The 12118-nt window shown below is 38.1% G+C and carries 13 protein-coding genes; 10 read left to right on the plus strand and 3 right to left on the minus strand.

Features of this window, described 5'->3' with window-relative positions; all coding sequences use genetic code 11:
• Positions 1–53: 53 nt before the first annotated feature.
• The gene (locus J2S74_RS14975) at positions 54–305 is read right to left on the minus strand and encodes a DNA alkylation repair protein (protein WP_307326767.1); all 252 of its coding nucleotides are present in this window, start codon (positions 303–305) and stop codon (positions 54–56) included.
• 298 nt (positions 306–603) lie between these two features.
• On the opposite strand from J2S74_RS14975, the gene J2S74_RS14980 reads away from it, so the two are divergent.
• A complete protein-coding gene (locus tag J2S74_RS14980; RefSeq protein WP_307326769.1) occupies positions 604–870 on the plus strand; it encodes a stage VI sporulation protein F in 267 nt (88 codons plus the stop codon).
• Positions 871–1003: 133 nt separating this feature from the next.
• Here J2S74_RS14980 and J2S74_RS14985 read toward each other — a convergent pair whose 3' ends face one another.
• Positions 1004–1552 carry a manganese efflux pump MntP gene (locus J2S74_RS14985; protein ID WP_307326771.1) on the minus strand — a complete coding sequence of 183 codons (549 nt, stop codon included), beginning with the start codon at positions 1550–1552 and terminating at the stop codon, positions 1004–1006.
• Between the two features lie 276 nt (positions 1553–1828).
• On the opposite strand from J2S74_RS14985, the gene J2S74_RS14990 reads away from it, so the two are divergent.
• Positions 1829–3292: an NADP-dependent isocitrate dehydrogenase gene (locus J2S74_RS14990; RefSeq protein ID WP_307326773.1), complete on the plus strand. Its 1464-nt coding sequence runs from the start codon at positions 1829–1831 to the stop codon at positions 3290–3292.
• 276 nt (positions 3293–3568) lie between these two features.
• The gene (locus J2S74_RS14995) at positions 3569–4423 is read left to right on the plus strand and encodes a sulfurtransferase (RefSeq protein ID WP_307326775.1); all 855 of its coding nucleotides are present in this window, start codon (positions 3569–3571) and stop codon (positions 4421–4423) included.
• A 412-nt stretch (positions 4424–4835) separates the two neighbouring features.
• Here J2S74_RS14995 and J2S74_RS15000 read toward each other — a convergent pair whose 3' ends face one another.
• Entirely contained in the window at positions 4836–5129 is a 294-nt protein-coding gene (locus tag J2S74_RS15000; RefSeq protein WP_307326777.1) for a hypothetical protein, read from the minus strand.
• A 308-nt stretch (positions 5130–5437) separates the two neighbouring features.
• Between J2S74_RS15000 and J2S74_RS15005 the strand changes: the two genes are divergently transcribed.
• From J2S74_RS15005 to J2S74_RS15035, 7 genes are all read left to right on the plus strand, one after another.
• The gene (locus J2S74_RS15005) at positions 5438–6406 is read left to right on the plus strand and encodes an SDR family NAD(P)-dependent oxidoreductase (RefSeq protein WP_307326779.1); all 969 of its coding nucleotides are present in this window, start codon (positions 5438–5440) and stop codon (positions 6404–6406) included.
• A gap of 129 nt (positions 6407–6535) precedes the next feature.
• On the plus strand, positions 6536–6697 hold the full coding sequence (locus J2S74_RS15010; RefSeq protein ID WP_307326781.1) for a YjcZ family sporulation protein: 162 nt from the start codon (positions 6536–6538) through the stop codon (positions 6695–6697).
• A gap of 457 nt (positions 6698–7154) precedes the next feature.
• Positions 7155–8390 (plus strand): beta-ketoacyl-ACP synthase II, encoded by a 1236-nt coding sequence (fabF, locus tag J2S74_RS15015; RefSeq protein WP_307326783.1) that lies wholly within the window; start codon positions 7155–7157, stop codon positions 8388–8390.
• 101 nt (positions 8391–8491) lie between these two features.
• The gene (locus J2S74_RS15020; protein ID WP_307326785.1) at positions 8492–9187 is read left to right on the plus strand and encodes a response regulator transcription factor; all 696 of its coding nucleotides are present in this window, start codon (positions 8492–8494) and stop codon (positions 9185–9187) included.
• Positions 9184–10551 (plus strand): sensor histidine kinase, encoded by a 1368-nt coding sequence (locus tag J2S74_RS15025; protein ID WP_307326787.1) that lies wholly within the window; start codon positions 9184–9186, stop codon positions 10549–10551. Before J2S74_RS15020 ends, J2S74_RS15025 begins: the two co-directional genes overlap by 4 nt.
• 93 nt (positions 10552–10644) lie before the next feature.
• The gene (locus J2S74_RS15030) at positions 10645–11649 is read left to right on the plus strand and encodes a PepSY domain-containing protein (RefSeq protein WP_307326789.1); all 1005 of its coding nucleotides are present in this window, start codon (positions 10645–10647) and stop codon (positions 11647–11649) included.
• A gap of 162 nt (positions 11650–11811) precedes the next feature.
• On the plus strand, positions 11812–12072 hold the full coding sequence (locus J2S74_RS15035) for a hypothetical protein (protein WP_307326791.1): 261 nt from the start codon (positions 11812–11814) through the stop codon (positions 12070–12072).
• Positions 12073–12118: the final 46 nt, after the last annotated feature.

A 12118-nucleotide genomic window follows, 5' to 3' on the forward strand; every position in this document is an offset into this window, starting at 1 on the left:
AGATTTGGCCTAAACATTTTCACATCAATTTTTTTCTTATATTAAAAATTGAATTATTGTCGCTGATTATGTTCTGCAAATTTAACAAATGATCGTTCATCTTCTACTAGACCACAAGAACCGCATTGGACTTTAAGGGAAGGTCCTTTATAAGGGGTGTGGAAGGGATCTAAATTTTCATTTGTAAATTTATCAATGATTTCACCAGATTGCGGATCCATTTTTACAGGGGTTGCTACTTGTTCAATAATGTTAAAACGAGAACGATTTGTTTTGCAATTTGGACATAAATAAGGGTTTGTCACAGTATACACCTCCATAAATTATTTTTTCCAGTTGGATATAGTTTATGTATGTATTTGTTAAATTTGGTTTGTATGAAAATAGTACAACGTATTCAAATTAAGTTTTCATTTTCACTAAAGCACATTTTTATTAACTGTACATAACCTACTATTAAAGCCCAACCAACAGCCTTCATACTGCATAAGCTAATTATTACGAAAGACCACTTTAAGTTTTTTTGAAACAAACAAACTAGACAATTTTGATGGTTTCTTTTGTAAAATTGAGATTTTTTAAATGCTAGGGAGGAGGTTTATTGTGAGTAAAGACAATCTCTTTAAGAACATTGAAAAAAAATCTGGGGTAAACATGCAGGAGCTTTTTAAATTAGCTAACTCTATTCAAGGAGCGAACTTTAAGGATGAGAAAACCGTAAGGGGCATTATACAAGAAGTGGGAAAGCTAGCTAATAAAAAAGTTCCAAAGGAAACAGAGGATCAATTAGTAAAGACAATTACACAAAATCCTCAAGCTATCGATATGAACAAAATTGCAAAAATGATAGATGGTAAGAAGAAGAAGTAACTTCATTGACGTTAATTTCTTCCATATGATTGATTTCAAAAAAATGAGTAAAATTATTTACTCATTTTTTTGCTTTATGATAACAAAATGGAAAAGGAGCTAACAAAATGCCTAAGCTCCTTTTATGTTTGGCCTAAAACCAAAAGATGGCGGCAGCAAGGAGTAAGAACAATATACCGGAAAAAAAGTCCGCAAAGTCTCTTATAAACTTAATACTCACAAGACTGCCAAAATGAGAACCCACCCATAGGAAAAGGAAGCTTGTAAACCATGCCAGTATGCTTGTAAGTAATATGGGAAACCCAGATAAACCGCCTGAAATCCCTGCTGCAACAGAGTCGATACCAAGGGCTATCCCAAGAATAAATGCAGTCTTCCAACCAATTTGCTGGCCGGAACTCTTCTTCGCTTCTTCTTCTTCCTTTCCCTTATAGCCTTGAAAAATAAACCATAAACCAATACAAATAAAGATAAAAGTCGCAATGTAATGTGGGACGTTACTAGGTAATAAAAATGAAAGTTGTCCCCCAAGAAGTATACCAATTGCCATGGTAAGTCCAGATAAAATGGAAATAATCCAAATAACTCTCCAGGGAAGACGTCCTTTTAAACCTAATGAGAATCCAGCTCCAAGATCATCGATATTTGAGGCAACAGCTAAAATGATTATCTGCCAATACAATATTTTCTCTCCTTTTTGAAATACTATAGGAAGATTCATGATTAACTAAGTTCATTATATTACTAAAAAGAATTTTTAGGAATGTTAACTGGTCAGTTAGATTTTAATTAAAGAGTTCCCATAAAAGTAACAGTGATTTTTCACTCTTTTCTGAATAATTGACATAATTAGTTATAATGAAATAACATAATAGATGGAAAACCAACTTGATATAGTGATAATATCACTTTTTTCAAGTGATCATACATAAAGCATATTGAAAGGGGCAAAGATACAATGACAAAAAAACAGCCAATTACTGTAGCTATGGGAGACGGCATTGGTCCGGAAATCATGGATGCTACACTTAAAATTTTAGATCGAGCAGGTGCTATGATTGAACCTGAGTTCATTGACATTGGTGAAAAGTTGTACTTAGAAGGACATTCTACAGGGATACCAGATGATGCATGGGAATCTTTAAGACGTACAAAAGTATTTTTGAAAGCACCAATAACTACTCCTCAAGGGGGAGGTTACAAGAGCTTAAATGTTACAATACGAAAGTCTTTAGGATTATATGCAAATGTGAGACCAAACATTTCTTATGAACAATTTATTAAAACAAAACATCCTAATATGGACTTAGTGATTGTTCGTGAAAATGAAGAGGACCTTTATGCAGGAATTGAGCACCAACAAACTCCAGAGGTTGTTCAATGCTTGAAATTAATAACGCGACCTGGTTCTGAAAAAATAATTCGCTATGCTTTTGAATATGCACGTAAAAACAATCGTAAGAAGGTAACTTGCTTCTCGAAAGATAACATCATGAAGCTAACTGACGGACTTTTTCATAAAGTATTTAATGAGATTGCAGAAGAGTACCCAGACATTGAAAAAGAGCACTGGATTATTGATATCGGTATTGCAAAGATAGCTGATACACCACAGGATTTTGATGTAGTTGTAATGCCGAATTTATATGGAGATATTGCATCTGACGTGGCAGCTCAAATCACAGGAAGTGTGGGTCTTGCAGGATCTGCGAACATTGGTGACCAATGTGCCATGTTTGAAGCAATCCATGGAAGTGCACCTGATATTGCAGGGAAGGGCATTGCTAACCCATCTGGCTTAATTAACGGGGCAATTATGATGCTTGTACACATCGGTCAGCCAGAAATTGCAGCAAAGATCCATAATGCTTGGCTAAAAACATTAGAGGATGGCATCTTCACTGGAGATATTGCTAAAGGTGGAGCATCTGTTGGTACAATGGAATTTGCGGAAGCTGTGATGGATCGACTTGGCCAAAAGCCAACAACAATGGAACCAGTGAGCTACGGAGTGGAAGAGAAAATTGAAGAAACAGTTTCTCCGATGGCTCCATCTGTAGTAGATCGCCCGAAGGCAGATGTAGTAAGACAACTAGATGGGGTAGACGTGTTCTTATTTAACAATGAATTGTCTCCAGATGAGCTAGGTGCTAAGTTAGAGGCTGCAGCAGGACCAGAATTCAAGCTTGCCATAATTACGAATCGCGGTGTAAAGGTTTATCCAGGAGGATTCCCAGAAACGTTCACAACGGATCACTGGCGCTGCCGTTTCAATTTAAATGATGGGAATATGGAAGCCTCTAATCGTGATATTTTGAATTTATTAGGGCGTATAGAAGACGCTGGGCTTGACTGCATTAAAACGGAAAACCTCTATAAGTTTAACGATCAGTTAGGGTATTCCTTAGGGCAAGGGCAGTAAAATTACGTGAATAGATGGTTGTAAATAGGCGGTTGAATGGACCGCCTATTTTTTGTGCTTTGTCATTTCGCAGTGAGAAATACTGATATTTTCCGGGCAAGCGCATAATCGAACAAAAACACAAACATTTTGCAAAAGAATTGAATGATTGTGTAGAAATCCAACTTTTTAAACAGTTGTTTAAAAAGGTTCCTAATACCTATTTAGTGAATTAAGAAGGTATTTTGATTTTTTTAGGGAAGAGTAAGTTATTAAAAGGTGAAGGGGGCGTATGGAATGAGTTATAAAAATATCGTCACATCCGAGTGGCTAAAAGAAAAACTCGACGACACAAACATTATTATTGCCGATTGTCGTTTTCAGCTTGGTCAGTCGACAATAGGTGTTGAAGCATACAAGAAGGAGCATATACCGGGGGCTATTTATATGGATTTAGAGAAGGACCTTTCTGCTCCCATATCGGAGCATGGTGGCAGGCACCCTCTTCCAACAGTAGAAAAAATGGTACATATCTTCGAACAAGCTGGAATCTCCAATGACAAAAAGGTCATTGCCTATGATGACCAAGGAGGAGCAATGGCAGCCCGACTTTGGTGGATGTTGAAGTATTTAGGGCATGAAAAAGTCTATATATTAAACGAAGGCTTTACACATTGGAAAGAAAAGGGGTATCCAATCTCTACGGTACAACCGAAACTGATACCAACTAGCTTTACTCCAGACGTTCAACAACAAATGCTCGCTTCCATGGAAGAGGTAAAGGAAAAGACTTCCAATTCAAATGTTGTCCTTATTGATTCTAGGGCAGAAGAGAGGTATTTAGGAATAATGGAAACGGTTGACCCTGTCGCGGGTCATATTCCTGGTGCTATTAATGAGGATTGGCAAAATAGGTTGGGGGAAAATGGTATTTGGCTTCTAAAAGAAGAGCAAAAAGAGTCGCTAAAAAAATATAAGGAATTAAGCAACAAGGAACTGATCGTTTATTGTGGTTCAGGGGTAACAGCATGTGCCAATATTCTAGCTTTCCATGAGATTGATCTAAGACCGAAGCTGTATGCAGGAAGCTGGAGTGATTGGATTACCTACAAAGATAACCCTATTAGTAGAAACCATGATTTAGGGGAATAGAAAGTAAATAAAGATAAATGAAGTAAAGGGAGTTTACTATAATAATATTATGTTAACTTATGTTAGAAAAATGAGTTGGGACATTACTAAAGTGTTTAGATGAAAATACGAATATTGTTTTATTGTAGCGGAGGAAATATACGTAGACTCCTCGAAAATGTTAGCACATTTTCTTCGTGCGTGGGCAATCTCAAGGATGTGTAATCAGTGTCCTGCGGGAGCAAAGGCGAGCCCACTGAAAAAAGATCGCTTTTTATCTTTTTCAGTGGGCTTAGCAAAGGTAAAGGTGAGACCACACGTGCGTAAGCACGAGGGGGCTCACCAGCCGCCCGCGGAAAGGGAAGTATATTTCCGAAGCGATTTATATGCTTCGTTCGGAATTCTTATTGACAAAACGCTTTTGTCCCAGCCTCTATTCCTCTGTTGGGTTCTTTAATTTTCGCGGTTTGGGTTCATTTTCTTTTATTTTTTGCTTTAGTTTCCGCCATGATTTTCCCATAAAGGACTTCACATTAACATACCCCTTTACTGGTTCATACATTTCGTAAAACAACTCCGATTCACACGGGTATTGTTCCCCGTTTTTATCGGTTATGAGAAAATCCCCGGGGTTACCTTTCATGGTCCCTTTAGAGGTTTCAATGGTTATTGGCCTTGTAATCCGAACAGCATCAACAACAATTCTTTTTCTCTTATATTTAGCCATTAGGTGAACCTCCTTTACAATCGTATCGTTCATCCCTCTTTCTATCGATCATATAAAGATTGAAATGAGTTCATTAGCTAAATAGTTTCGTACACCTCATCCTATTCATGGTACAGGTTATTTGTGACACATGTACCTGAGTCAAATACACACCCTCTCCACAAAAATGTATGAATTTTTCATCAAAAATGGATTGACTGTAACATATCCAGCAGTATAGCATTAGATCAACATAAAACGATTCCAAAAAATCGTGGGCTGTCTATTCTCGTTATCAACGCAGGAACGAAAAAAAGGGGGAATAAAGTTTGAACAACAGAATTGTCATAATTACAGGGGCTAATTCCGGGATCGGCAGAGCAGCGGCAACTAAATTCGCAGAAGAGGGCTATCATGTTATTATGGCTTGCCGTAATTTAGAAATAAGCAGGGAGGTACAAAAACAAATTGTAGAGGTTACAAAAAATGAGAAAGTGGAGCTTATGGAGCTAGATGTTTCTTCCTTTGCTTCTATCCGTGAATTTTGTAGTCAATTTTGGAACAAATTTGATAAATTAGATATCCTTATTCATAATGCTGCTTACCTTAACCACGGGGAAAAGGTCTATCAATTGAGTAAAGACAATATTGAGTTAACCTTTGCAACGAACACATTTGGTCCTTATCTAATGACCAACTTAATGAGGGAGCATCTGGCAAAATCGGAAGACCCTCGTATCCTCCATGCGTGCACCACGAATATTCGTCATTTTTTTGATACAAAAAGAAAATTGGAATTAGATAATTTACATGGGGAATATAAGGACAGTCAACCTTATAATGTATACAAGCGGTATGGAGACTCCAAAATGGCATTGTTAATGCTCACTTTTAAATTTGCGGAGGAATTTAAGGAGGCTGGCATCCAAGTCAATGCTATTCAAATACCAGCCGTTAAACTGTCCAAGGAGACAATAAAAAAACTAAGTCCCTTTTTCCGAGTGTTAGCTTGGATGCAACACCCATTTGCAACATCACCAGAATCGATGGCAAATATTTATTATGAAATTTGTACCTCTGATAAATTTAGAAATATAACCGGAAAACTTATTAACGAATACGGGCAAATTGTCAAAGTCTCCGAATATGGCACCAGCTTCATAGAAGATATAAAACAATTTAAAGATAAAAGGGTATACCCTAAATATGCTGATAACGAAGAAATGAAGGAGATCATATGGAGCCTTTGTAAAAACCTTACTTGTAACAAGTTCGAAGTAAAGAAAATACAACATTAGGGCCTGGGGGCAAGTGCCTAATTTTGGGAAACTTAGTCGAATCCCCATACATATTTTCTTATATCGCATAAAGTACGTGTAGAAGGTTTAACCTTACCTTTAATTAATCTATTCAAGGAGGTTTTACTCATGTCAGCATACGGTTATGGTTATGGATATCCTGCAGCAGCTCCAGTTTATGCAGCTCCTGCATACCCTGCACATCGTGGAATTGGAGGATTTGCGTTTGTATTAGTAATCTTCATCCTGTTAGTAATCATTGGTGCAGCAGCATTAGGAACAGCTGTGTAATAGCCTTTGATGGGGACGGTGTGTCATCGGTCAACTATGAGACCTTTGACACACCTTTCTATGCATAAAATAAATGGACAAGTAATATTATATTCTAGTGATCCATAAACTTAACAAACTTGTAGTAATAATTTTTACTATTTTTTTAGATTTAATGTAGAATAGAATTAGATACTTGATTATATTACCTAGTAATAGTTTTTTTAAAAACAAGGCTCTGTTAAACTTTGATGTTGATTTTCGCTTCAGGACGCTCGCTTTCCGCGGGCAACACTTCAGACTCCTCGGGAAAAACTGTGTCTCTTCCTCTGCTAGCACTGCTTTGGAGCTGCATCCGTCGAGACAACTCGAAGCGTATTCGTGAAGTAACGCTCGTCCCTGCGGGGTCTTCAATCTATAACAGAGCCTAAAACAAAAGAAATTCCCTCAAAATATAGGGGAAAAGGAGAGAAGGATCATGAAGAAGCGGGTAGTTGTTACGGGAATTGGTGGAGTTACACCATTAGGTAATGACATTAACTCCACTTGGGAAAACATCAAGAATGGAGTTTCAGGAGTTGCACCTTTAACAAAGTTTGATACGGAGAATTTCAATGTAAAAGTTGCAGCAGAAGTGAAGGAGTTTGACCCGAAAGAATTTATTGATTTTAAAGAGGCAAGGAGAATGGCCCGATTTACTCATTTTGCTATTGCAGCTAGTAAAATGGCACTGAAGGACGGGGATATACATATTGGAGATAACGTGGACGCGGAGAGGGTTGGTGTTTGGATTGGTTCAGGCATTGGCGGCTTGGACGAATTCGAAGAGCAGCACAAAAAGTTTTTAAAGAAAGGCCCGAAGCGTGTCAGTCCTTTTATTATTCCAATGTTTATTCCGGATATGGCTTCAGGAAGAGTATCTATTGAAACTGGGGCGAAAGGTATTAACAATTGTTCCGTAACGGCTTGTGCTTCCGGGGCCAATTCTATCGGGGATGCCTTTCGAGTGGTACAAAATGGCCACGCTGATATGATGATTGCAGGTGGGTCAGAGGCGTCCATTACGGAAATGACCATTGCAGGTTTTTCCAACATGACGGCCCTTTCCACAAATCCTGATCCCCGAACGGCAAGTAGACCTTTTGATAAAAATCGGGACGGATTTGTTATTGCTGAGGGATCTGGAGTTGTTATTCTAGAAGAGCTAGATCACGCCCTATCTCGAGGAGCAAAAATATATGGAGAGTTAGTGGGGTACGGAGCAACAGGAGATGCTCACCACATCACTACTCCTGCACCTAATGGGGAAGGGGGGCAAAGGGCAATGAAATTAGCCCTTGAGGATGCTGGCGCCAACCCTGAACAGGTAAATTATATTAATGCCCATGGCACCTCCACTCATTATAATGACCTTTATGAAACACAAGCCATTAAAAAGGTATTTGGGAACCATGCATACGAACTATCTGTAAGCTCTACGAAATCAATGACTGGGCATTTATTAGGGGCAGCAGGAGCCGTAGAAGCCATATTCTCCCTGTTAGCAATTAAGGAGGGAATCGTACCACCAACGATCAATTACGAGACTCCTGATGATGGGATGGATTTAAATTACGTTCCAAATACAGCACTCGTAACCGATGTGACCATGAGCTTATCCAATTCCTTCGGATTTGGAGGACATAACGTATCCCTAATCTTTAAAAATTACTAAAAGCAGCATCCTCTCTTCAGCGTTGAAGGGGGATGTTTTATTTATCATTGGCAAGCTACCAATTTCATTGTAAGCTTTATGTAGAAAAAGGAGGAATTTGCATGGAATCGAAATACTCCATTTTAATTATCGAGGACGAAGCAAATATAGCACGGGTAATACGCTTAGAGCTAGAATATGAAGGTTACAAAGTGGAGACTGTGGGGGACGGTACGAGTGGTCTTTCCTTGGCACGGGAAAAAAATTGGGACTTAATTTTACTAGATATTATGATTCCGGAGCTAAACGGAATGGAAGTACTGCGCCGGATTCGTGCTACTGACCAAATTACTCCTGTTATTTTGCTTACTGCAAGAGACTCTGTCCCTGACAAAGTAAGTGGACTGGATCAAGGGGCAAACGATTACATAACCAAACCCTTTCAAATTGAAGAATTACTTGCCCGGATACGGTCTTGTTTACGCACTCAGCAACTCCAGCAACCGAAAAGCCATTCTTTACAGGTGGCTGACTTAACGATAGATGATGACTTACGTCTTGTAAAAAGATCAGGACAGGAATTAGAATTAACAAAACGGGAATATGATCTTCTCCTTTTTTTAACCAAAAACAAAAATCAAGTTTTAGATAGGGAACAAATACTAAATTCCGTTTGGGGATATAATTACGTTGGAGACACCAATGTAGTGGATGTTTATATTCGTTATTTACGAAAAAAGATTGATGACAAATTTCCAGATTCTTTGATTCATACTGTAAGGGGAGTGGGATATATTTTGAAGGAGCCGACCCTATGAGAATCCGCACGAAAATTCAAGTTTTCTCCTTGACTTTACTACTAGTAATCATTTTGATATTAAATACAGCGGTATTCTACGGGTTTTCCAACCTTTTAATAGATAACGAGTTAGACCAGTTGGAAAGACAAACAGAAAATATTGCTTCCATTATTCATACTGCAGCTGTCTCCGGACCAACCCCCCCATCCGCGAGAATGCTTAGAAACTATAGCCCTTCCAATGGAATGATTCGGATCATAAACGAGCATGGAGAAACGAATATTGTAGTGACTCAGCGTCCGGAACTTGTAAACCTTCCAATAGAATATCTAACAGGTCAATTAACTACAATGTTTGAACGGGAGAACGGAGAAAAAGTTGCCGTCTCCTATTTTCCCCTCATTTGGGAAGATGGGTCGATTGTTACCTTAGAAGTAACGGAAAGTCTTCAGCCTATGCAAGAAGTGTTACAGCTCCTTAGGATTGTTTTATGGATCGTGTCAGTATTCATCTTGATTCCGGCCCTCATAGGAGGAACGTTGTTAAGTAAATTAATTTTAAAGCCGATTCAGCTAATGGTTAACACCATGCAGGAAATCCAACAAAAGGGGACCTTAAAGAAAATAGATTTAGAGAATGAATCGAAGGATGAATTGTATGAGATGGCCACAACTTTTAATAACATGTCCGACTTGTTGAAAGAAACCATGGATAAGAAACAACAATTCGTTTCTGACGCATCACATGAATTAAAAACACCATTAACGGTCATTGAAAGTAATGCTAATATGTTAAAACGCTGGGGATCAAAGGATCCAAAAGTTTTAGAAGAATCCATCGATGCGATCCTCTCTGAATCAAAAAGAATGAGAGAGATGACGGGGCAAATGTTGGCCTTGGCTCAGGATCACACGGCACTGACTACTAATTATTGTAAGATAGATTTAGCCTCCATGTGTGAAGAAGTGTGTCTTACGATGGGAAAAACGTATAATCGGAAAATTAACGTCACGATTAAAAATCCTAACACTTTCATTATAGGTGAAGAAAAAAAATTGGAGCAAGTTCTCCGTATTTTAATTGATAACGCCATTAAGTACAGCAGTTCAGAAATATTCGTTATCGTTGGTACTAAGATAAATAAGGCCTATGTCTCAGTAGAAGATCAAGGGATAGGTATTCCAAAGGATAAATTAGATAAGGTTTTTGATCGTTTTTACAGAGTAGATAGTGTAAGAAGTCGTGAAACAGGCGGTACCGGTCTTGGGTTAGCCATTGCAGATACTATTGTAAAATCCCACAGTGGTACGATGGAAGTGCAAAGTGAAGTAGGAATGGGTACCGTTTTTACCGTATCCTTACCTTACATTAAGGATGATTAATTTTCTCATCAAATTTTAATCTTATTCTCAGATTCTTTTAATTATCGTGTTCTAAACTATAATTGAGCACAATAAAGGAAGGAGCGCGATCAAATGAAAAATAAAACATGGATTGCCGTACTGGTTAGCTCAATTATAATTGCTGCATTTGGATTAGGATTTAGTCAAATTTTTGCTAATCCCGAAAATGATCCATTATCGACTCAGGAAATTTCAGAGATTATTAGTGAACGTTATCCCGGTGAAATTGACAATTTAGAACTAACCTATGAACAAGGGGCAATGATCTACTTAGCAACTGTTTTAACGGATAAAGGCTCCTACGAAATTAAAGTAGATGCAAGAACTGGAACCATTCTAGAGGTGAGGTCTGGAGATGGTCATTTGGCCGAAGAGGAAACAAGTGACGGCAAAAAGGAAACTATAAAAGAGTCTACAGAGGAAAAGAGCTCAGCTACTTCTGATGATGTGAAACAAAAAGCTTCTTACGAAAGTGAAAGCAAGACATCCACAAGTGCTGAAGGTCACAGTGCTACTATTAATGAATCCCAAGAAGCTTCAGATTCTAAGGAAAGTACTGGAGGCAAGAAAAGTAAGTCTTCGTCAAAAAACAGTAATGATTCCTCTGAAACCAGTAACGAGTCTTCTGGTACATCGGAGGGCAGCTCCAATTCTAGTAAGTATATTGGAATTGAGGCCGCTAAGCAAGTTGCATTATCAAAGGTAAATGGAGTTATCATAGAGATTGAATTGGAAAGTGATGATGGCATTGTCTATTACGAAATTGAGATGAAGACAGACCAAGGGGAAGCAACATTAGAAATCAATGCAATTACAGGTGACGTCATTTCCTTCTCCATGGACTCAAAGTCAAAAACGGGGATCAATTTAAGTATAGATACATCACTATTGATCGGAGTTGTAGAGGCGAAAAGAATTGCCCAAGAACAAGTTTCTGGAACCATTAAAGAAATTGAATTAGATAGCAGTAATGGACGCCTTATTTATGAAATCGAAATGAAAACATCCAAGGGTGAAGCAGAAATAGAAATCGATGCATACACGGGAAAAATCATCTCCATCGAAATGGATGACTAATGATTAAAATGGCCTTAACTAGTGCACGGAATTCAGTAAAAAGCTGAATTCCGTGCATTTTTTATAAAAAAGTGATTGGAAAAGGGATCCAATTAAAGAAGAAGTATGTAATGTGAAAAATGAGGAATACTATCTAAAAATATAGTTGAAGGAGTATTCCAAATGGCTAGAGAAATTCAAGTAGGAAACGAATACACCATTTCCCAGCGTATTAAAGAAAGCTACTTTTCCGCTGAATCCTTAAGGATTGTTAGTGTGGGGGATAAAAGTGTTCAATTCATATTAAACGGCAGTAAAGGACGAGGTTCCATGCCAATTCAACATCTTTACTATATGGTAAAGAAGAATGATCTTACGGAAGTAATAAATAAACGAACGCTATTAGAAGAGGAATTAAGTGAAGACGAAGAACAGATAAGTTAGAGTATGACGCTGTCCCATAAGTGTTGGAGGGTGTAGCTAAAGGTTG

Origin of the sequence: Evansella vedderi, from assembly GCF_030813435.1 — a bacterium.
GTDB classification, from domain to species: Bacteria; Bacillota; Bacilli; order Bacillales; family Salisediminibacteriaceae; genus Evansella; species Evansella vedderi.